Below are 22118 nucleotides of genomic sequence, written 5' to 3'. Positions count from 1 at the left end.
GAGCCGCCGTTCATTTAACGGCTTTCATCATAGTACAACTGTACGAGTATATTCGAACTATTTTTGCTATCGTTACGATTGGTATGGCTGCGACGACGCGCGTGGCTTTAGAAAAAGAGTTTGGGTATATTACCGGCCAGCCGCCGATAACGGCTGCTCGCGGATCTGCGCCGCCGCCGACACAGGAATATTATGATCGCCAATCACCCCGAACGTGAACAAATTCGCCTCGAAAATGTGCTTTTCGCCCTCGGTAACCCGCTGCGGCTTGAGATTATCCGGATCCTTGCCGACGGCAGCGAGCAGAGCTGTAACGCCCTGCGTCATGAAGATGTGGCGAAGTCGACCATGACTCACCACTGGCGCGTCTTGCGCGACAGCGGGGTGATCTGGCAGCGGCCTCAGGGGCGGGAGAATTTGATTTCGCTGCGCCGGGAAGATTTAGACGCGCGCTTTCCCGGCCTGCTGGATACGCTGCTTAAGGTGATGCAGCAGGAGAAGTAAATCGCCCACATTTCTGCTGAATCTGCCGGAGGCGATGCTGCGCCTCTATCCGGGCAACCACCCCGCAAAACCACACGAACTCGTGCCCGGGAATCCCGGGTTGCGGCGTACACGCCTTACCCGGGCTACCAGACCGTGGGCAGCGGTGAATCTGTAGCCCGGCTAAGCGTAGCGCGAGTCGGAAAGATCGACATCCGCCAGAAACAAAAAAGCCGGAGGTTTCCCTCCGGCTTTCTCATCACCAAACGCGATCAGGCAACGTCTTCGTACTGCGGTACCGGGTTGCGGAAGCTTTTGGTCACGCAGGCCAGGTAGACCAGACCAATACCGCCCCAGATCAGGCCGAGAACCATGGAGCTCTCTTCCAGGTTGATCCACAGCGCGCCGACGGTCAGCGCGCCGCACACCGGCAGAACCAGATAGTTGAAGTGGTCTTTCAGCGTCTTGTTGCGTTTTTCACGGATCCAGAACTGTGAGATCACCGACAGGTTAACGAAGGTGAACGCCACCAGCGCACCGAAGTTAATCAGCGCCGTTGCCGTCACGAGGTCGAATTTAATCGCCAGCAGCGCAATCGCGCCAACCAGCAGTACGTTCCACGCCGGAGTCCGCCATTTCGGATGCACGTAACCAAAGAAACGCGTCGGGAACACGCCGTCGCGGCCCATCACGTACATCAGACGGGAAACGCCCGCGTGCGCAGCCATGCCGGACGCCAGTACGGTGACGCTGGAGAAAATCAGCACGCCCCACTGGAAGGTTTTGCCCGCAACGTACAGCATGATTTCAGGCTGCGATGCGTCCGGATCCTTAAAGCGCGAGATATCCGGGAAGTACAGCTGCAGGAAGTAGGAAGCCCCGATAAAGATCAGGCCACCAATCAGCGCCGTCAGGAAGATAGCCTTCGGGATCACGCGCTCTGCGTCTTTGGTTTCTTCAGACAGCGAAGAGATACCGTCGAAGCCAAGGAACGAGAAGCAGAGAATGGTCGCACCGGTAATCATCGGCACCACGTGCGCGCCTTCAGACCAGAACGGACGGGTGCTGGTCAGCGTGCCCGCGCCTTCGCCGTGCATAACGCCGTAGATAATCAGGCCAACAATCACCGCTACGATACCCATCTGCAGGATAACGATCAGGGTGTTGAAGTTCGCCACGGTCTTAATGCTGCGCAGGTTGGAGATGGTCATAAAGGCCACCAGCGCAACAACAAAGATCCACGACGGAATGGAAGGCACCAGCGCTTCAAAGTAAATTTTTGCCAGCAGAATGTTGATCATCGGCATGAACAGATAGTCCAGCAGCGATGACCAGCCAACCATAAAGCCAACGGCCGGGCTAATGGATTTCTGTGCGTAGGTATAAGCGGAACCCGCCGACGGAAAACGGCGAACCAGTTTACCGTAGCTCAGCGCCGTGAAAAGAATGGCGATCAGCGCGAAGGCGTAAGCCGTCGCAACGTGACCATCAGTCAATCCAGAGACGATACCAAACGTATCGAACAGCGTCATTGGCTGCATATAGGCAAGGCCCATCATTACAACCGGAATCAACGTAAGCGTTTTACGTAATTCCACGCGAGAGGTTTTTGGAGTAGCGTTATGCGACATAGTTATCCCCTTTTACGGTGAACGCCAGCGCGTAAGCAAAAAATTGCCCCATTTCTTTGTATTCCTCAGCGACAACCACTGTCGGTTTTTAGTAAATATCTATCCGGTACGAAGCCCGGCCTCTTGGTATTGAATGATGTGTCTTTCAACCAAAAAAATAACCGACACTTTAAAAAAGCGTCGGCCAGTTTCTGATTTTCAGGACGCGTATTTTGCAACAACTACTGGCATGATGACAAGATGTTGCAAGGCTTAATAATTACGGCCAATCTCTAACAGATTAATATTCATACGATTTTAGTATTATAGACCTGATGGATAGCACTATTTGCTAATATCTCTGCTCGCCACCACTCGCCCGCCAGACCACCGCCCTCTTCATGCCAGCCAATCCACGCGCGATTTACCGGCGCAACCATCCTGGTTTGAATTATTCGCAGCTCGCCGCGCGCTAATAAAGGCTGCACCTGAAATAGCGGCAAATAGCCCCACCCCAGCCCGGCGCAAAGCAGCGTCAGCTGGCCGGAAAGATCGAATACCGTCAGGCTGTCCTGATTTTCTGCCTGCGGCAACGAGCCGCAGTTGGCAATCGCGCGATAACGGCGCAACGTGCGCCAGCTCAGCGGTTCGGTAATTTGCGCCAGCGGATGCTGGGGCGAAACGACAAATACCTGCGTCAGTTCACCGAGAAGCAGACAACCGTAGCCGCTTAGCGCCGGCGGGCCGCTCTGAACCCCGAGCAGCAGATCCGCCCGCCCTTCCGCCAGGGTCTGCCAGCCTGCTGCGAGGGTGTCACGGCGAAATTCCAGACGGGTGGCGTGATGCTGGCGATAAAACGCCGTTATCAGCGGCGCCAACAGGTGAAACGGGAAACCGCTATCAACGTTCAGCACCAGCCTGTCTTCCCAGCCCTGATGCAGCCTGACGGCCTGCTTTTCCAGCTCGCGGGCGGTATGCAGCACGTCCCGCCCTTTTTCCAACAGCATCTGACCGGTACGGGTAAAGCGCGCCCGGTGGCCGCTGCGATCGAGTAGTTGAATATTGAGGTCGCTTTCCAGCTTATGAATGGTATAGCTCAGCGCGGAGGGCGTTTTATAAAGCTTTGCCGAGGCGGCGGCAAAACTGCCCTCTTTGTCGAGGGCATCAAGAATGACGAGCACATCCAGCAGTGGTTTCATCGCTACCCCCTTACGGTACGCGATTCACCGCTGGCGGATCACTCCATCGGCATCACCAGCGGGTCGGGGTATTGGTATTCAAACCCCAGTTCGTTGCAAATACGGCTGCCATCCACGATCTTGCCGCTACCGTTTTCCGGGTTATCAGAGAAGACGGGAACGGGAAGCCCAAGCTCCCGGGCCATCAGCGGATAAAAGACGCCGCGCGCGGGATGCTTAGGCGCACATATATTATAGATGCGTCCGCCTTTCGGGGACTGCAATAACAGCTCGATCGCGGCGATCGCATCCTGGAGATGCACCAGGTTCACGCCGTGCTGGCCGTCCGGCGCGGATTTTCCGGCAAAGAAGCGCCCCGGGTGACGAGACGGCCCCACCAGCCCGGAAAGGCGCAGAATGTCCACCGAGGTGCCAGGAAGATTGTGCAGCCAGTCCTCCAGCTCTTTCAGCACTTGTCCGCTGGCGGTTTGCGGATTACGGGGCGAGCTCTCTTTCAGCGTGCCGCTGGCGTTGCCGTAGACGGAAGTCGAGCTGGTAAACAGGATGCGCGGCACGTGATGCGCGAGCGCGGTATCAACGATTTCCTGTACCGCCTGACGATAGAAGTCGTCTCCCGGCCCGGTCCGGCGCGCCGGCAGGGTAATCACCAGCGCGTCGACGTTCATTAATGCATCCAGATCCTCAGCGTCGCAGACCAGCTGCGGCTCCAGACGCAGCGGGTAGCTGTCGATACCGCACATCCGCGCCGCCTCTACGCCATCCTGGGTGGTCTTACTGCCGGTGACCTGCCATCCCCGCGACATCAACGACAGCGCAAGCGGCATACCCAGCCATCCTAATCCTACAATTGCGACCTTCTTCATCCCCTTGCTCCTGAATTTTCGCTGTGCTGACTTAAGGCTACGCCAGACGGCGGCAACTGACAATTTCTTCGGTCAATATGAAATGAATTAATGATAGAAAAAAGCCCTTGCTTTATGCGAGTGAAGTGGTTTAGGTTAAAAGGCATCAAATGCATAGTCATTCACAGAGAATTTTATGAACAGCGTTCAATTTAAAAACCACCATCATCACCATCATCCTGACTAGTCTTTCAGGCGATGTGTGCTGGAAGACATTTGGATCTTCCAGTGGTGCATGAACGCAAAGAGAGCCCCCGGAAGATTCACTTCCGGGGGCTTTTTTTTGGACCGCATTCGACAGATTCAGACAGGGTACAGAGGAAAATAACAATGTTAGACAACAGCCGTTTACGCATAGCTATTCAGAAATCAGGGCGTTTAAGCGAAGATTCACGCGAATTACTCAGCCGCTGCGGCATCAAAGTGAATCTGCACACCCAGCGCCTGATCGCGATGGCGGAAAATATGCCGATCGATATTCTGCGCGTGCGTGATGACGATATTCCTGGCCTTATCATGGACGGCGTGGTCGATTTGGGGATTATCGGTGAAAACGTGCTGGAAGAAGAGCTGCTGAGCCGCCGCGCCCAGGGCGAAGATCCGCGCTACTTTACCCTGCGCCGCCTCGACTTCGGCGGCTGCCGCCTGTCGCTGGCGACCCCGGCGGATGAACCCTGGGACGGCCCTGCGGCACTGGACGGCAAACGCATCGCGACCTCTTACCCGCACCTGCTGAAGCGCTACCTTGACCAGAAAGGCATCTCCTTTAAATCCTGCCTGCTGAACGGCTCGGTTGAAGTGGCCCCGCGCGCTGGCCTGGCCGACGCGATTTGCGACCTGGTCTCTACCGGCGCGACTCTCGAAGCGAACGGCCTGCGCGAAGTGGAAGTCATGTTCCGCTCCAAAGCCTGCCTGATCCAGCGCGACGGTGAGATGGCGGATAGCAAACAGCAGCTTATCGACCGCCTGCTGACCCGTATTCAGGGCGTGATTCAGGCTCGCGAATCGAAATACATCATGATGCACGCGCCCACCGAGCGCCTGGAAGAGGTTGTCGCCCTGCTGCCCGGCGCCGAGCGTCCGACCATCCTGCCGCTGGCGGGGGACAAGCAGCGCGTCGCCATGCACATGGTCAGCAGTGAAACCCTGTTCTGGGAAACCATGGAAAAACTGAAAGCGCTGGGCGCCAGCTCCATTCTGGTTCTGCCGATTGAGAAGATGATGGAGTAATCCGTCGGGTCGGTCACGGGACAAACAGGGGAAACAATCATGAGCTTCAACACAATTATCGACTGGAACGGCTGTGGCGCAGAACAACAGCAACAACTTTTAATGCGTCCGGCCATTTCCGCCTCCGAGAGCATCAGCAAAACGGTGGCGGAGATCCTGAATAATGTTAAAGACAACGGCGATGCGGCCCTGCGTGAATACGGCGCAAAGTTCGACAAAACCGAGGTCACAGCGCTGAAAGTTAGCGAAGAAGAGATTGCCGCCGCCGGTGCGCGCCTGAGCGACGAGCTCAAGCAGGCGATGGCCGTAGCGGTTAGAAATATCGAAACCTTTCACAACGCGCAGCGACTGCAGGCCGTAGATGTGGAAACCCTGCCGGGCGTGCGCTGCCAGCAGGTGACCCGCCCTATCGCCTCCGTCGGCTTATATATTCCCGGCGGCTCGGCGCCGCTGTTCTCAACGGTCCTGATGCTCGCCACGCCGGCGCGCATCGCGGGCTGCCAGCAGGTCGTGCTGTGCTCGCCACCGCCGATTGCCGATGAAATTCTCTATGCCGCCCAGCTATGCGGCGTGCGCAATATCTTTAACGTCGGCGGCGCGCAGGCAATTGCCGCCCTCGCCTTCGGCACGGAGTCGGTGACGAAAGTCGATAAAATCTTTGGCCCGGGCAACGCCTTCGTCACCGAGGCCAAGCGCCAGGTCAGCCAGCGTCTTGACGGCGCGGCTATCGATATGCCCGCCGGGCCATCGGAAGTGCTGGTGATCGCCGACAGCGGCGCAACCCCTGATTTCGTCGCCTCTGACCTGCTTTCCCAGGCGGAGCACGGCCCGGATTCGCAGGTGATCCTGCTGACGCCGGATAGCACGATGGCCACCCGCGTCGCCGAAGCCGTTGAGCGCCAGCTGTCCGCGCTGCCGCGTGCGGAAACCGCCCGTGAGGCGCTCTCCGCCAGCCGGATCATCGTGGCCCGCGATATCGCCCAGTGCGTGGAAATATCCAACCAGTACGGCCCTGAACACCTGATTATTCAGACCCGCAACGCTCGCGAACTGGTCGATGGCATCACCAGCGCCGGCTCGGTGTTCCTCGGCGACTGGTCGCCGGAATCCGCCGGGGATTATGCCTCCGGAACCAACCACGTGCTGCCGACCTACGGCTACACCGCGACCTGCTCCAGCCTCGGCCTGGCGGACTTTCAGAAACGCATGACCGTGCAGGAGCTGTCCTGCGACGGGTTCGCCGCCCTCGCTTCCACCATTGAGATACTGGCCGCCGCCGAGCGCCTGGACGCTCACAAAAACGCCGTTACGCTGCGCGTTGCAGCCCTTAAGGAGCAAGCATGAGCATCGAAGATTTAGCCCGCGCCAACGTCCGCGTGCTGACGCCGTATCAGTCTGCTCGCCGTCTGGGCGGTAAGGGCGACGTCTGGCTGAACGCCAATGAATTCCCCACCGCGGTTGCGTTCCAGCTGACCGAACAGACGCTGAACCGCTATCCGGAACCGCAGCCGAAAGCCGTCATTGAACGCTATGCGCAGTATGCTGGCGTTAAGCCGGAGCAGGTGCTGGTCAGCCGCGGCGCCGACGAAGGCATTGAACTACTGATCCGCGCCTTCTGCGAGCCGGGCCAGGACGCGGTGCTCTACTGCCCACCGACCTACGGCATGTACAGCGTCAGCGCCGAAACCATCGGCGTGACCTGTCGTACGGTGCCGACGCTCGCCGACTGGCAGCTGGATCTGCCGGGCATCGCAGCCAATCTTGACGGCGTGAAAGTGATTTTCGTCTGCAGCCCGAATAACCCGACCGGACAGATTATCAACCCGAAAGATTTCCGCACCCTGCTGGAGATGGCGCGCGGTAAAGCCATCGTGGTCGCGGATGAAGCCTATATTGAGTTCTGCCCGCAGGCGACGCTGGCAACCTGGCTGAACGAGTATCCGCATCTGGTGGTTCTGCGCACGCTGTCCAAGGCGTTTGCCCTGGCTGGACTGCGCTGCGGCTTTACCCTCGCCAACGTCGAGGTCATTAACGTACTGCTGAAAGTTATCGCGCCCTATCCGCTCTCGACGCCGGTCGCCGATATTGCCGCTCAGGCGCTGAGTGCGGAAGGGATTGCCGCCATGCGCGAGCGCGTGGCGCAGATCCTCAACGAACGCGATTATCTGGTCAGCCAGCTGCGCAGCATTGCCTGCGTGGAAGAGGTGTTCGCTTCCGAGACCAACTACGTACTGGCGCGGATCACCGCGTCCAGCGCGGTGTTTAAATCTTTGTGGGATCAGGGCATTATCTTACGTGACCAGAATAAACAACCTTCATTAAGCGGCTGTTTGCGTATCACTATCGGTACCCGTGCAGAGAGCCAGCGCGTCATTGACGCTTTGACTGCGGAGAATGTATGACCCAGAAGTTTCTCTTTATTGACCGTGACGGTACGCTGATTTCCGAACCACCGGTTGATTTTCAGGTAGACCGCTTCGATAAGCTGGCGTTTGAGCCGCAGGTGATCCCGGCCCTGCTCAAGCTGCAGCAGGAAGGGTATAAGCTGGTGATGATCACCAATCAGGACGGACTGGGAACCGCCAGCCTGCCGCAGGACGAGTTCGACGGCCCGCACAACCTGATGATGCAGATCTTCTCCTCACAGGGCGTCAACTTTGACGAGGTGCTGATTTGCCCGCATCTCCCGGCGGATAATTGCGACTGCCGCAAGCCGAAAACCAGACTGGTGCTGCCGTGGCTGGAGCAAGGGGTGATGGACACCGCCAATAGCTACGTGATTGGCGACCGGGCCACCGACATTCAGCTGGCGGATAACATGGGCATTACCGGACTGCGCTACGATCGCGAAACGCTTGACTGGCCGACCATTTGCGAACAACTGACCCGTCGCGACCGCTACGCCCACGTTGAGCGCATCACTAAAGAGACCCAGGTGGATGTCAAAGTGTGGCTCGATCGCGAAGGCGGCAGCAAAATCTCCACCGGCGTCGGCTTCTTCGATCATATGCTTGACCAAATTGCCACCCACGGCGGCTTCCGTCTGGAGGTCAAGGTCGGCGGCGACCTCTATATTGACGATCACCACACCGTGGAAGACACCGGCCTTGCGCTGGGCGAAGCGCTGAAGCTGGCGCTCGGCGACAAGCGCGGCATCGGCCGTTTCGGCTTTGTGCTGCCAATGGACGAGTGCCTGGCCCGCTGCGCGCTGGATATTTCTGGCCGCCCGCACCTTGAATACAAAGCTGATTTTACCTATCAGCGCGTTGGCGATCTGAGCACCGAGATGGTCGAACACTTCTTCCGCTCGCTCTCCTATACCATGGCGGTCACTCTGCACCTGAAAACCAAGGGCAAAAACGATCACCACCGCGTTGAGAGCCTGTTTAAGGCCTTCGGTCGCACGCTACGCCAGGCCATCCGCGTCCAGGGCGACACGCTGCCATCTTCGAAAGGGGTACTCTGATGAACGTGGTGATCCTCGATACCGGCTGCGCCAACCTCAATTCGGTGAAATCTGCGGTGAGCCGCCACGGCTACGAGCCGCAGGTCAGCCGTGACCCGGACGTGGTGCTGCGCGCCGATAAACTGTTTCTGCCGGGCGTAGGGACGGCTCAGGCGGCAATGGACCAGCTGCGCGAACGGGATTTAATCGATCTGATTAAAGCCTGCACCCAACCGGTGCTGGGCATTTGTCTCGGTATGCAGTTGCTGGGAAAACGCAGCGAAGAGAATAACGGCGTCGACCTGCTGGGTATTATCGACCAGGACGTGCCAAAAATGACCGACCACGGCCTGCCGCTGCCGCATATGGGCTGGAACCGGGTATATGCTAAAGCGGGCGATCGTCTGTTTCGCGGCATTGAAGACGGGGCGTATTTTTACTTCGTCCACAGCTACGCGATGCCGGTCAACGTTAACACCATCGCTCAGTGCAGCTACGGCGAGGCCTTCACCGCGGCGGTGCAGAAAGATAACTTTTTTGGCGTCCAGTTCCACCCTGAACGCTCCGGCAGCGCCGGGGCGCAGCTGCTGAAAAACTTCCTGGAGATGTGATGATCATTCCTGCTTTAGATTTAATTGACGGTACGGTCGTCCGTCTCCATCAGGGCGATTATGGCCAGCAGCGCGACTACGGCAACGATCCGCTGCCGCGCCTGCAATCCTATGCCGCGCAAGGGGCCGAAGTACTGCATCTCGTCGATTTGACCGGGGCGAAAGATCCGGCGAAGCGCCAGATCCCGCTGCTGAAAACGCTGGTTGCCGGCGTGAACGTGCCGGTGCAGGTCGGCGGCGGCGTGCGCACGGAAGAAGACGTGGCCGCCCTGCTTGACGCGGGCGTGGCGCGCGTGGTGGTGGGCTCGACGGCGGTGAAGTCGCCGGAAGTGGTGAAAGGCTGGTTTAAGCGTTTTGGCCCGCAGCATCTGGTGCTGGCGCTGGACGTACGGATCGATGCGCAAGGCAGCAAGCAGGTGGCCGTTAGCGGCTGGCAGGAGAATTCCGGCGTAACCCTGGAGGAGCTGGTGGAGAGCTATCAGTCCGTCGGCCTGCAGCACGTGCTATGTACCGATATTTCCCGCGACGGGACGCTGGCCGGGTCCAACGTCTCGCTGTATGAAGAAGTCTGCGCCCGCTATCCGCAGGTGGCGTTTCAGTCCTCCGGCGGCATTGGCGATCTGCATGATATCGCCGCGCTGCGCGGAACCGGGGTGCGCGGGGTGATTGTCGGCCGGGCGCTGCTGGAAGGTAAATTTAACGTAACGGAGGCCATTCAATGCTGGCAAAACGGATAATCCCCTGTCTTGACGTTCGCGACGGCCAGGTAGTGAAAGGCGTGCAGTTCCGTAATCACGAAATCATCGGCGATATTGTCCCGCTGGCAAAACGCTATGCCGACGAAGGCGCGGATGAGCTGGTGTTCTACGATATCACCGCCTCGAGCGACGGTCGCGTGGTGGATAAAAGCTGGGTATCGCGCGTTGCGGAAGTGATCGACATTCCCTTCTGCGTCGCCGGCGGCATTAAGTCGCTGGAAGAGGCGGCGCAAATCCTCTCCTTTGGCGCGGATAAAATCTCCATCAACTCCCCTGCCCTGGCGGACCCGACGCTGATTACTCGCCTGGCCGATCGGTTCGGGGTGCAGTGTATTGTCGTGGGTATCGATACCTGGTTTGACGCCGAAAGCGGGAAGTATCACGTCAATCAATATACCGGCGATGAGAGCCGTACGCGGGTGACGCAGTGGGAAACGCTGGACTGGGTGCAGGAAGTACAAAAGCGCGGGGCCGGCGAGATCGTCCTCAATATGATGAATCAGGACGGCGTGCGTAACGGCTACGATCTGCAGCAGTTAAGCAAGGTACGCGCCGTGTGCCACGTGCCGCTGATTGCATCCGGCGGTGCCGGGACTATGGAGCACTTCCTGGAAGCCTTCCGCGACGCCAACGTCGACGGCGCGCTGGCCGCCTCGGTGTTCCACAAGCAAATTATCAATATTGGTGAACTAAAAACGTACCTGGCAGCACAGGGCGTGGAGATTAGGGTATGTTAAGTGAACAGCTGGATTGGCAAAAAACCGACGGTCTGATGCCGGTCATCGTGCAGCACGCCGTTTCCGGGGAAGTGCTGATGCTGGGCTATATGAATCAGGATGCGCTGGCGAAAACCGAAGAGACCGGTAAAGTGACCTTTTATTCACGGACCAAACAGCGTCTGTGGACCAAGGGGGAAACGTCGGGTAATTTTCTCAACGTGGTGAGCATCACCCCGGATTGCGATAACGACACCCTGCTGGCGCTGGTAAATCCGATTGGCCCAACCTGCCATAAAGGCACATCGAGCTGCTTCGGTGAAACCGGCCACCAGTGGCTGTTTCTCTACCAGCTGGAGCAACTGTTGGCCGAACGCAAGCACGCTGACCCGGAGAGCTCTTACACCGCGAAGCTGTACGCTAGCGGCACCAAGCGCATTGCCCAGAAGGTGGGAGAAGAAGGCGTTGAGACCGCGCTGGCCGCCACGGTGCATGACCAGTTCGAGCTGAAGAATGAAGCGTCGGATTTGATGTATCACCTGCTGGTGCTGCTGCAGGATCAGGGGCTGAATTTAACGGACGTGATTAACAATCTTAAGAGCCGTCACTGATGCCTTGCGCCCCCGCGCTGGCGGGGGCGATTTGCGGCCTATCAGGGTTTCTGCTCCAGCAGCGTGCTGTAGAGATTCACGTAGGCATCAATCATATGTTCGGCGGTAAACATCTCCTCAAAGCGGCGACGTGAATTTGCGCCATAGCGCGCTGCCGTTTCATCACTGTGCCAGAGTTCGTTCATCGCTTCGACCAACGCTGCGCTGTTATCCGGCGGGATCACGCAACCATTGACCTTATCCTGGTTGATAAACGAGGTTCCGGTGCCAATTTCACACGAGATCAGCGGCCGGGCGAACCGCGCTCCTTCCAGTAAGGTAATGCCAAACGCCTCTGAGCGCAGGTGCGAGGGAAAGACCACCCCGCGGCACAGATGAAAGAGAATATATTTATCCTCATCGTTCAGCATGCCGGTGAATATCACGTTATTCAGGCCGCGCTGTACAGCCTCACGGCGAACTTCCGCTTCCAGCGGGCCGCCGCCGACAATAACGATCGGCAGTCGACTGCGCTCTGCGGCATCCAGCAGAATATGCAATCCCTTATAGTAACGAAATGCGCCGACAAAAAGGAAAAAGCGCTCGCCGACTTTCTCTCGCCAGTAAGCCAGGCGCTGCGGATTATGCTGCACATCCTTTTGCTCGAGGCCGAAGGGAATGACCACCGTTTTATCGAGGTATTTTTGCAGCGTCTGGCTGGAGGCTACGTAGTTTGGCGATGAGGCCACAATACAGTCAACGCTGGAGAGAAATTGCTCCTGCAGCGGTTGATATAATTTCATTAGCCGCTTTTGTTTCACAATATCGGAATGATAGGTGACAACGGTTTTCGCTTTAGGATGCGCCATCAGATGTAGCATATCCATAAAGGGAAACGGGAAATGATAGTTAATAATATCGTAGTTATCTTTAATTTTATTAAATCGCTTTAACGCGCCGAGTGAGAATGGCGTCGAGGCGATTTCAATTAATTGCTTATTATAGATAACCTGATGCTGTTCGTAAGCCACTGGCCCGGTATTTTTATCCGGGGAAAAGGTGAAGACGTCGGCCGCGATCCCCCGACGAGCGCAACCCTGGCACAACTGATAAATGACCTGTTCAATACCACCGTAGGTATTCGGATAATAGGTCTTATAGACGTGTAAAACTCTCAACTTGCACCCTTAGAGTAATTTATAGGCATCGATCGTCTGGGCCGTACAGGTTTCCCACGAAAACTGTTGTGCCTGAATAAAACCGCGCGCTACTGCTATCTCCCGCCAGTATTCATCCTGCAGACTTTGCAATATATGAGCGCTTATCGCGTCTACATCGTTAGGGTCGGATAACAACCCCGCATCCCCTGCCACTTCAGGTAATGATGTGACATTGGAGCATACTACTGGGATACCGCAAGACATTGCTTCAAGAATAGGTAATCCGAATCCTTCATAAAACGAAGGATAAATAAAGGTTCTGGCTGCCGCATATAAATACGGAAGATCGCCATCCGGGACATAACCCAGATAACGGATCCATCCTTCACGAGTCCCGCGTTCAACGATCTGCCACAGCGCATCATCTTCCCACCCACGATAACCGCTGAGAATCAGCGGGTAGCGCATGCGCGTCTCCATCGGCAGAAGCTGGTACGCCTGCAACAGGCCTCGAATATTTTTCCGCGGCTCCATCGTGCCGATGTAAAGCGCGTAGCGCTGCCACTCCAGTTGATATTTCTGCAGAACCGGCAGACATTCATCCGGGCTGCGCGGAATATAGTCGCCGCTGCAGGCAAGATGGGTCGTTACGATCCGATCGGCAGGATAGTTAAACAGCCGGATAATTTCGCTGCGGGAAAAGTCAGATACCGTCAAAATAAGCTTTGCCGTGTCCAGACTTTCGCGCAGTGACTTTTCCATATAACGCACCCGGTCCTTTGGATGAAATTCCGGACAGGTGAATATGGAGATATCATGAAATGTGGTTACGGCACGTTCCAGACGATGCGGCAGATAAAAGTTAGGCCCATGATAGATATAATCTTTATAATCGCGCAGCGCCCACGCCTGGCGACGCGGATGCAACACGCGATAGGCTTCAATCAATAACGGCTGACGGCGTAAAAAAGCCGCCAGCTTACCGTGATTGCTGGCTCGGGTATCCGCTTTATTTTCAATCTGGGGAATGCTGTCAATAAATGAAGAGCCGTGAAATAATTTTAGCTCTTCAATTTCGCTGGCCACCGCCAATCGTTTTACCAGTTCGAGGGAATAACGACCGATACCCGTTAATGGATATTTGATTGGCTCAGTTGCAAATATAATTTTCATAATGAATGGCACATCATTAAGCAGGCATCCCCTGCATTAAAAGGCAAAAAATGCAGGGGACTATTTTATTTAAAATATTTAGCTTTAGCTAAGCCTTGACACATATTAACCAGGCGACGGGATACGGCGTGATAATCATGCTGCTCCCGCCAGGCATCGGCTCGTTTCTGAGTAGCGCTGGCCCATGAATCCTGCTGACGAATGGAATGTAAAATCCGATCGATACCCTGGCTAATATCATCCACGCTGCATCCATCAAATTTAAAGACAGCATCATCCAGGTCATCAAATATCGCCAGCGGCGTAACGGCAACAGGCTTCTGCGTCGCCATACCGTAACGCACCGCCCCGCTCGCCGACTCGCCGGTATTCTGATAGGCAAAAATCAGCAGATCGGCTTCGGAAAGTAAGCGCAGACTTTCATCATCCGGCAGAAAATCATTATGCATTTCAATCAGATCGGTTACGCCCAGACGTTGAGAAGCGGCTTTAAGTTCCGCAACCAGATCGCGCGATTCACCCACCGGATATTCCGCATTCACCAGACGCAGACGAACCGGCTTGCCGGCCTGCTTAAGACGATGGACGGACTCAACAAGTTCCATCAATCCCTTATGCGGCAAACAAAAACCGTAGCTGGCGATTAAGGGTAATGCCTGCGGATTATTGCGCGGCGACGGTGCAGAATAATTAATTACCCCATGGGGGAACAAGGCAACATTGTCGGTGAGACCCAGCCCTTTCAGACGATTCATATCGGCAATGGAATGTACCAGCAATCGATCGCAAAGCGTCAGCGCATCCACCATTTTGGCAAGGCGGAAGTTCCATTCCGGCTCTTTTTGCGGATCCACCGTCGAATGCATCGCCATTACAACCACGCGTCCGGCATCATGCTGATGGCGAATAAACGCCGCCAGTTCACGATGATTGAAGAAACCGTAGTTAAACTGAATCACTAATACGTCAAGACGCAGCACATCGATTTGCTGCTGAAGATTTTCCAGATAGTTGTTCTCTTTACCGACTATCCAGTTACGCAGAACAAAATCTTCATCAGGATTAACTAAATCTTCCGCGCTGACCTGCGGAGCAAATATCACATCCGCGCCATGCGGCGCGCTTTCCACTAAATGCTGAGAATAGGTGGCAATACCGCACTTAGTGTTCCAGGTCGTCAACCAGCCGATGCGTGCCCGGTGTTGAGCGATATCAATGTGCGCCCGCAACGTCTTAACAGCCTGCTGAGAGCGCTCGGCGACTGCCGCCCAGGTAAATTGCGATAGAATGCGCTGACGCCCGGCATCCGCCATTTCCCGCAGTGCGGATTTATCCGTCGATGCAGCTTGCTGCAGGGCTTCCGTTAAATTATCGATATCCACGCTGGCCCAGGTGGATGCAAACAGGCCAAAGTGGGTTTTTACTCGAGTGAACTGATAATCCACCAGCCATGAATTTTGTGAATTCACAAAATCAAGCTGACCACTCCAGTTGGTGACAATCGCCGGGAGTCCGCTAAGCATTGCTTCAGCGATAGGCAGACCAAACCCCTCCGCGCATCCTGGCGCAACCAGCACGTCACAGCTTTCATAGAGGCCTTTCAGCTCCTCGGCCGACATATCCGCTTTAATCACCTCGACCAACGGATAGTCTGCAAACTCGCTTTGCGCTTGCGCAAGCCAGGCGTCTATTTCGTTATGCGGATTATCAAAGGTTTTAATGGTCAACGAGACGTTGTCACGGCGGGTAAACGCCCTGCCCCAGGCCTGCAGCATCGCCTGAACGCCCTTGCGCGGGAAGCAGGAAGAGACATGCAGGAAACGGAACATCCCCTCTGCGGCGCGGTTCAGGGGTTTTGCCGGGGTGTTCAGCCAATGATCGCAGCCGTTACCCACGACAAACGCCGGTACGCTTAGCCCGTTGTCGATCAAGACCTTACGAACGTGCTCGGATGTACACAGGACGCCATCCAGTTCACGATTGAATTCATGTATCCAGGGCTGCGGGAAGCCTGTTTCTTCCCAGGCATAGCAGTGAAGCAATTTAACCCGGGCATTCATATCCGCCACGCGCGGTGGGTAGATATTACGGCTGAGGATATCAACCTTTTTGCCCGCCTCAATTGAGCGGCATTTATTGTAAAAATTAAGCAGATCGCTATTTTCAGCCTGCGCCATAAATGCCGCATCAGGGGCAAAATCCCCCGGCCCTTCCGTCGAGTGCAGCAGCACATCGACGCCATCCCCCGCCAGCGCGCGGGCAAATTCACGATTCACAAGCGCCAGGCTGTATGAACTATCGAAAGGCCCTTCTACGCGCCAGTTTAGGGCATCGTCTTCAAGCTGATAGAGCTCAGCCGTTTTCAGGTTGAAATCCATGGCCGTCGCGCATAAACGTAAATCGCGATCTTCAGGCTGCCCTTGAGAAATGGCGAGGATGCGCTGAACCAGCGCCGCTGGTGAAGCGTGTGCTGCGCTTTTTCCCTGCACTGCGATGTTTTCAAACGCTTCCAGCGCCGTAACAGCGGCCTTATCCCATGAGAAATTTCGCGCCTGCTGCTGCGCCATCTCTTTCAGACGCGCCAGGAAATGCGCATCCGTCAGGCATTGGGTCATTTTTTCCCGAATAGAGGAGACGGAATACGGGTCAAACAGGGCATCAGGATTACCGATAACTTCAGGAATGCTGGTGACGTTCGAGCCAATAGCCGGCGCGCCGCACGACATTGCCTCCAGCACAGGCAGGCCAAAACCTTCATGTAACGAGGCAAAGATAAAGAGCTTACACAGCCGGTAAAGCTGAATCAGTTCGTTTTCCGGCACATAGCCGGTCAGTACCAACTCCCCCTGCTGCAGGCCATTCGCAGAGGCCAGGGATTCGAGATACTGACGATCGCCAATGGAAAGCTTACTGACGATCACCAACTGATGTGCGCGACGTAATTCATCACTGAGCCCGGAATAGGCCTCAATCAGACGTTTAAAGTTTTTACGCGAATCGAACCCACCCGGCGCATAGAGGACAAAATCGCGCTGAATGCTATAGTGGCCAAGAACCGTCTCTTTTTCGCTTGCGCTAACTTCTGCCATGCAAAACTGCGGGTCCGCCGCGGCGGCGATATTACGCACATGGTCGCCCTGCAGATGCAGGTGTTCAATCGCCTCCTGGGCGGTATAAGCGGAGTTAGTCAGCAGAAGATCGGCATTCTTTAACCATTCAACTTTCTGCAGGTAATAGGGCTTATAAACGTCGTCCAGCAGATAGGTTTCCGCCTGCACCAGCGGAATCAGATCGTGGTGCAGAACCGCCACTTTATAGCTACGGCTAAACTTATGCACGGATGTGACGGCATCATCGACGTGCCCTTCAAACAGGCTGGTGATGAAAACGACATCCGGGCGTAGCCCCTCAAGGAAGGCTTCACGCATCAGCTCCGCGCTTTCCCGACGCCATTCATTGCCTCTGTCCATCGCCCGCACCGGACCCGCAGCGTGCCAGATGACGATATTTTCTGCCGGCAGCAGATCGGCAAACTGCGCTTTCACGTCAGCGATGGATTCCCCCAGCATGGCGGATAAAGCGATGAAAACTTCGTGCTGGCTATTATTCCTGATAATCGCTCTGGCAATAGAAACACTATAACGACCGATGCCACGAAAGCGGCTTTCCGTCTGCGCGCCTTGTAAATCAATGACAATACGCATCGTTATTTCTCCGTATTTTTATTTTTTAATTCGTTATAAATACTCAACGCGCGACTTGTCATCTCTTCAGTGCCCACATCGTATCTTCTGGACTTCGCCATCATCATTGGATCCGTCGACACCAGCATCACGCGCTGGAACAGGCGCTGGAACAGTTGATAACTGCCGGTTTTCCTGAGGATCTTAAACAGATACACCTTTGATTTAGGATAGCGATGGAAAAAGACCAGCGAGAGCGCCATCCCTTTGCGCAATATTTTTCTTGCCGCACGCCGGCAGCGAACTTTAGCCCCTTCCTGACGCAACAGCTGGCGCTGGAAAGAGAGCCAGCGCAGCGGCTGTGTGACTCGCCATGAGCGGCTATTATGCAGATCGGCTACCTGCTGTTGAAGCTGGTGATTGTGCGCGACCAGCTGGTTTAATTCGCCAACCTGGCCCTGCAGTAGCTGAATACTCTGTGCCATTTCACCCATTTTCCGGGCGCAGGATTTATCGAGTGCCGCCAGCCGGGCGGCTGAAGCCGCCTGCTGTTCTTGCAGAATTGCGTCGTATCGCTCGCTTAAGGCATCCAACGTCAGACCGTACTGCTGAGTGAAAAGAGGCTCGAAGCTGGCGAGAACTTCTGGCAGCGCGTCTTTCTGCGCAATAATACTGTAATCGGGGCTGACGCCCTTCAGAACATCAACCAGTTTAATCGCCGCATCAGCGGCTTTCAGGGCATCCTTTTCCTGCAGACGTACAGTGATCGCGCGAGTGAATCCATAGTGGATGGGTAAAAATTCCAGCAACGGCGGCGGCAGCGGATGATGATGAGTGGGGTCCATATAGAATGAACAGGCTCCAACGCTCAGGTTCTCCGGGTTCGGCGTCTCAAGTATCAACAAACCGCCCGGTTTCAACACGCGCAGGGTATGCTTGACGAGCTGCTGTAAGACCTCGAAAGGCAGGTGTTCAGCAATATGGAATCCGGTCAGCGCGATAAGGCTTTCGTCTTCCTGCTGCTCGAGAAACTTCAGGCAGTCCATTTTCTGCACGTTCAGCCCAGCTTCCCGGGCGCGGGCCAGCATACCGTCATCAAGGTCAACGCCGATGTTAGCGATGCCGTTTTCATTCAGGATTTCCAGCCACTCTCCGCGGCCGCAGCCGATATCGGCAATCACCCCATCCGGATAGCGTGCTTTTAAGCGCGCCAGAAAAGGTAAATAGAAACTCAGGCGGCCTTTAATATCTTCGACCGTACCCCTGTGTCGTTCTTCAAATGAACGGTAAAACGACGAACCCATTAAGAAATCTCCAGTTCAGGCGGCAGCCAGGACACACCGACAAACTCTTTTTGATTCGTATTCACGACGTTGAATACTACCGCCAGATCGCGCCATTCATAATTTTTGCCCAGATGGGTACTTGAAGTATGTAACGCGACAGCAACGGAATAAGAACCTACGCCCAGGTTAGCGTCGAAAGAGAACATGAATGAGCGCTTTTCTCCTTTTTTCAGGGAGGTGAGCGCCTGATTCAGGTGATGCGTATTGGTTCCAAAGACAGGCTGTCCCAGGCGATCCTTGATCATATAACCCACCACCAGTTCAGGAATATCTTCCTTAACCTGAACATTGACTTGCAAGTGGACGCGCTCCCCTACTGCAGCAAACTCGGTCACATTACGCTGTTCATCCAGCAGGTTCACTTCAGCAATGGTTACCTCACCGGTGCCGGAAACAGTTTGCGTTTTGCCGTTGTGTTCGACCTGTTTAATAGACTGATTTTGCTTATCAGCCAGCAGCGCATTGTAGTAATCCATGACGGCTTCCGGCTCGCCTTCCATTTCAATGCGGCCTTTATTCAGCAAAATGGCGCGATCGCAGATGCTTTGGATCGCCTGCTTATCATGGGATACCAACAGTAGCGTTGTTCCTTCCTGGCGGAATTTGCGAATACGCTCGAAACTTTTATGCTGGAAATAAGCATCGCCAACGGAGAGCGCCTCATCGATGATCAGCACATCCGGGCGAATCGCCGTGGCCACGCTAAAGGCCAGACGCACCTGCATACCGCTTGAATAGACGCGTACCGGCTGATCGATATAGTCGCCAATTTCGGCAAACTCTTCGATCTCAGGCATCAGCTCGGTGATTTTGTCGGAAGACAGCCCCAGCAGCTGTCCTGACATATAGACGTTTTGGCGACCGGTAAAATCGGAGTGGAATCCCATGCCCAGCTCAAGTAACGCAGCCACACGCCCGGAGATTTCTATGCCTCCGGTCGTCGGCCTTGAGGTTCCGGTAATCAGCTTCAGCAAGGTACTTTTGCCCGCGCCGTTTATGCCGATGATGCCAACCGCCTCGCCGGGCGCGACTTCAAAGTTGATGTCGCTAAGGATCCATTTCAGATTGTGGCGCTTAGTATTAAAGGGGGATAACCATTCGATCAGTCGGCCAGTTTTTGAGTGATACTGACGATAGGCCTTGCCGACATTATTTACTCTGATATAGCTCATTATAATTCATCCACCATATCCGCCGCATGCTTGCGGAACATCCTGAAACCGATGACGCAGAAAATAACGGCAAGAGCCAGAACTGGCCATAGCGAATACCAGTTCGGCGCCTGGTGATAGGCGAATATCGACTGATAAGACTGCATGACGCGCGTCATTGGATTATACAGCAGCAGATTTTTCGCCCAGCCCGGCAATGAATTGAGGACATAGACGATTGGCGTAAACCAGAACCAGAACTGGAGCGCAACGCCCACCAGTTGACCAACATCGCGGAAAAAGACGTTCATGACGCCCAAAATCATGCCCAGGCCGCCGGCAAACAGCACCTGCAACAGAAGAACCGGAATTACCGAGAAAAACAGCCAGCCAGGGAAATTACCGGTGACGATAATAAAGATCAGGAACAGGCTAAAGATAATCGCGAAATTCAGGATCGCCGACAGAGTGACAATAATCGGCAGGCAGATTTTCGGAAAGCTTAGCTTTTTAATCAGGTTCGCGTTGTTAATAAAAACGCTCTGCCCTTTATCCAGCATTTCCGTAAAAAGTCCCCAGGTCAGTACGCCCGAACAGAGATAGATACTGTAGGCAAACGGACCGGTGTTATCCGGCATTCTGGCTTTCATGACTTCAGAAAAAACCAGGGTGTAAACCAGAATCATTGAGAGCGGCTGTAAAACCAGCCACAGCGCGCCCAGCATACTGGTTTGGTAGCGCGCCTGAAAATCGCGCTTAACGCTGCTCCAGATAAATCCCCGATAACGATAAATCGTCGTGAACAATTCTCTCACCTTATTCCCCGCTTAACAGGTGTAACAGCTCTGCTGTTTTTTCTTTCATCAGCGCAGGCGCTGCTTTTGACTCCACGTTGAGACGCACTACCGGCTCGGTGTTCGAGCTGCGCAGGTTAAAACGCCACTCCGGATATTCAATACTGATGCCGTCTGTGGTGTCCACGTTGACGGCATCCGGTTCATAGCGTTCACGGATGCGCGCAATTGCCGCCGCCGCGTTCTCCAGCTTGCGGTTTATTTCCCCCGACGCCGGGAACGCCGCCTGCCGGTCCGCCACCAGCGCCTTCAGCGGGCTGTTCTTCAGACACAGCAGCTCCGCCACCAGCAGCCACGGGATCATCCCGCTGTCGCAGTAGGCGAAATCGCGGAAATAGTGGTGTGCGCTCATCTCCCCGCCGTAAATCGCATCTTCCTGACGCATCCGCTCTTTAATGAACGCGTGCCCGGTCTTCGACATCACCGGCCTGCCGCCGCTGCGGGTCACCATATCCACCGTATTCCACGTCAGACGCGGGTCGTGAATAATCCGGGCACCCGGCTGCTTCTGCAGGAACGCTTCCGCCAGCAGGCCAACAATATAATAGCCTTCGATAAATTCTGCATCGTTATCAAACATAAAGCAGCGGTCGAAGTCACCGTCAAAGGCGATACCCATGTCCGCGCCGTGCTCGCGCACCGCATCCGCGGTGTCCTGACGGCACTCCGGCAGCAGCGGGTTCGGGATACCGTTCGGGAAGTGGCCGTCCGGCTGGTGATGCACCTTGATAAAGGTCACCGGCACGCCTGCCGCCACAAAACGTTTCTCCACTTCATCAATCACGTGACCGGCTGCGCCGTTGCCGGAGTTCACCACCAGCTTCAGCGGACGGGTGAAGCTGGCCAGGTTCACGTAGCCCATCAGGTGGTCCACGTACTCCTGCAGCACCGATATCTGTCGCAGGGTGCCGCGACGGGACGCGTCCACCGGCGCAAACTGGTTCTCTTCCGCCAGGCGCTGGATATCGCGCAGCCCGGTGTCGCCGCTGATGGGCTTCGCGTTTTCACGCACCAGCTTCATGCCGTTGTAGTTCATCGGGTTATGGCTGGCCGTCACCTCTATCCCGCCGTCCACGCCCAGGTGGAAGGTGGCGAAGTAAATCTCTTCGGTCCCGCTCAGACCAATATCCAGCACGTCCGTTCCCGCATCCATCAGGCCTCTGGCCAGCGCCAGCTTCAGCGACTCGCTGGTCAGACGCACATCGCC

Annotated in this window: 21 protein-coding genes and 1 other annotated feature; of the genes, 10 read left to right on the top strand and 11 right to left on the bottom strand. The window is 55.5% G+C overall.

Annotated features, from left to right (window positions below; all coding sequences use genetic code 11):
- Positions 1-192 precede the first annotated feature (192 nt).
- Positions 193-504, top strand: coding sequence for an ArsR/SmtB family transcription factor (locus IAE27_RS23990; RefSeq protein WP_004103633.1), 312 nt, complete (start codon positions 193-195; stop codon positions 502-504).
- Between the two features lie 251 nt (positions 505-755).
- On the opposite strand, the gene IAE27_RS23985 is transcribed toward IAE27_RS23990, so the two are convergent.
- From IAE27_RS23985 to IAE27_RS23970, 4 genes are all read right to left on the bottom strand, one after another.
- Positions 756-2114, bottom strand: coding sequence for an APC family permease (locus IAE27_RS23985; protein ID WP_004103635.1), 1359 nt, complete (start codon positions 2112-2114; stop codon positions 756-758).
- Complete coding sequence (gene yoeI / locus IAE27_RS30005; protein ID WP_096335043.1) at positions 2104-2166, bottom strand: membrane protein YoeI; 63 nt, start codon at positions 2164-2166, stop codon at positions 2104-2106. Before yoeI ends, IAE27_RS23985 begins: the two co-directional genes overlap by 11 nt.
- A gap of 235 nt (positions 2167-2401) precedes the next feature.
- Positions 2402-3292: a LysR family transcriptional regulator gene (locus tag IAE27_RS23975; protein ID WP_115239414.1), complete on the bottom strand. Its 891-nt coding sequence runs from the start codon at positions 3290-3292 to the stop codon at positions 2402-2404.
- Between the two features lie 38 nt (positions 3293-3330).
- On the bottom strand, positions 3331-4155 hold the full coding sequence (locus IAE27_RS23970) for an SDR family oxidoreductase (protein ID WP_004103637.1): 825 nt from the start codon (positions 4153-4155) through the stop codon (positions 3331-3333).
- A gap of 175 nt (positions 4156-4330) precedes the next feature.
- Between IAE27_RS23970 and hisL the strand changes: the two genes are divergently transcribed.
- From hisL to hisIE, 9 genes are all read left to right on the top strand, one after another.
- Entirely contained in the window at positions 4331-4381 is a 51-nt protein-coding gene (gene hisL, locus IAE27_RS23965; protein ID WP_009654477.1) for a his operon leader peptide, read from the top strand.
- Positions 4357-4479, top strand: a sequence feature (His leader region). Its footprint overlaps the gene before it by 25 nt.
- Before the next feature lie 45 nt (positions 4480-4524).
- A complete protein-coding gene (gene hisG / locus IAE27_RS23960) occupies positions 4525-5424 on the top strand; it encodes an ATP phosphoribosyltransferase (protein ID WP_004113925.1) in 900 nt (299 codons plus the stop codon).
- Positions 5425-5463: 39 nt separating this feature from the next.
- Positions 5464-6768, top strand: a complete 1305-nt coding sequence (gene hisD, locus IAE27_RS23955) for a histidinol dehydrogenase (protein ID WP_200092893.1) — start codon at positions 5464-5466, stop codon at positions 6766-6768.
- Positions 6765-7826: a histidinol-phosphate transaminase gene (gene hisC, locus IAE27_RS23950; RefSeq protein ID WP_023329852.1), complete on the top strand. Its 1062-nt coding sequence runs from the start codon at positions 6765-6767 to the stop codon at positions 7824-7826. The genes hisD and hisC overlap by 4 nt, the downstream gene beginning before the upstream one ends.
- Complete coding sequence (gene hisB, locus IAE27_RS23945) at positions 7823-8890, top strand: bifunctional histidinol-phosphatase/imidazoleglycerol-phosphate dehydratase HisB (protein ID WP_024274442.1); 1068 nt, start codon at positions 7823-7825, stop codon at positions 8888-8890. Before hisC ends, hisB begins: the two co-directional genes overlap by 4 nt.
- Complete coding sequence (gene hisH / locus IAE27_RS23940; RefSeq protein ID WP_004103646.1) at positions 8890-9480, top strand: imidazole glycerol phosphate synthase subunit HisH; 591 nt, start codon at positions 8890-8892, stop codon at positions 9478-9480. Before hisB ends, hisH begins: the two co-directional genes overlap by 1 nt.
- The gene (hisA, locus tag IAE27_RS23935) at positions 9480-10217 is read left to right on the top strand and encodes a 1-(5-phosphoribosyl)-5-[(5-phosphoribosylamino)methylideneamino]imidazole-4-carboxamide isomerase (protein WP_016809191.1); all 738 of its coding nucleotides are present in this window, start codon (positions 9480-9482) and stop codon (positions 10215-10217) included. The genes hisH and hisA overlap by 1 nt, the downstream gene beginning before the upstream one ends.
- Entirely contained in the window at positions 10199-10975 is a 777-nt protein-coding gene (gene hisF / locus IAE27_RS23930; protein ID WP_004113932.1) for an imidazole glycerol phosphate synthase subunit HisF, read from the top strand. Before hisA ends, hisF begins: the two co-directional genes overlap by 19 nt.
- On the top strand, positions 10969-11565 hold the full coding sequence (gene hisIE, locus IAE27_RS23925; RefSeq protein ID WP_004103655.1) for a bifunctional phosphoribosyl-AMP cyclohydrolase/phosphoribosyl-ATP diphosphatase HisIE: 597 nt from the start codon (positions 10969-10971) through the stop codon (positions 11563-11565). The genes hisF and hisIE overlap by 7 nt, the downstream gene beginning before the upstream one ends.
- 41 nt (positions 11566-11606) lie before the next feature.
- Here the strand turns inward: hisIE and IAE27_RS23920 are convergent, their stop codons facing one another.
- The 7 genes from IAE27_RS23920 to rfbK all read right to left on the bottom strand — a co-directional run.
- The gene (locus IAE27_RS23920; RefSeq protein WP_200092891.1) at positions 11607-12722 is read right to left on the bottom strand and encodes a glycosyltransferase family 4 protein; all 1116 of its coding nucleotides are present in this window, start codon (positions 12720-12722) and stop codon (positions 11607-11609) included.
- Positions 12723-12731: 9 nt separating this feature from the next.
- Positions 12732-13877, bottom strand: coding sequence for a glycosyltransferase family 4 protein (locus IAE27_RS23915; RefSeq protein ID WP_016809192.1), 1146 nt, complete (start codon positions 13875-13877; stop codon positions 12732-12734).
- Between the two features lie 65 nt (positions 13878-13942).
- Positions 13943-17581 carry a glycosyltransferase gene (locus IAE27_RS23910; protein ID WP_200092890.1) on the bottom strand — a complete coding sequence of 1213 codons (3639 nt, stop codon included), beginning with the start codon at positions 17579-17581 and terminating at the stop codon, positions 13943-13945.
- A 2-nt stretch (positions 17582-17583) separates the two neighbouring features.
- Positions 17584-18864 carry a class I SAM-dependent methyltransferase gene (locus IAE27_RS23905; RefSeq protein ID WP_070557341.1) on the bottom strand — a complete coding sequence of 427 codons (1281 nt, stop codon included), beginning with the start codon at positions 18862-18864 and terminating at the stop codon, positions 17584-17586.
- On the bottom strand, positions 18864-20078 hold the full coding sequence (gene wzt / locus IAE27_RS23900; protein WP_115239409.1) for an O8 family O-antigen export ABC transporter ATP-binding subunit: 1215 nt from the start codon (positions 20076-20078) through the stop codon (positions 18864-18866). The genes IAE27_RS23905 and wzt overlap by 1 nt, the downstream gene beginning before the upstream one ends.
- The gene (gene wzm, locus IAE27_RS23895) at positions 20078-20872 is read right to left on the bottom strand and encodes an O8 family O-antigen export ABC transporter permease subunit (RefSeq protein WP_026055979.1); all 795 of its coding nucleotides are present in this window, start codon (positions 20870-20872) and stop codon (positions 20078-20080) included. Before wzm ends, wzt begins: the two co-directional genes overlap by 1 nt.
- Position 20873: 1 nt before the next feature.
- The coding region (gene rfbK, locus IAE27_RS23890) for an O9 family phosphomannomutase RfbK (RefSeq protein ID WP_200092889.1) at positions 20874-22118 on the bottom strand (1245 nt) is incomplete at its 5' end.

Source organism: Klebsiella sp. S69 (genome assembly GCF_016516145.1).
In the GTDB taxonomy this organism is placed as follows: Bacteria; Pseudomonadota; Gammaproteobacteria; order Enterobacterales; family Enterobacteriaceae; genus Klebsiella; species Klebsiella oxytoca.
The sequence above is the reverse complement of the archived record's forward strand: the minus strand, read 5'-3'. Positions and strand labels throughout refer to the sequence as shown.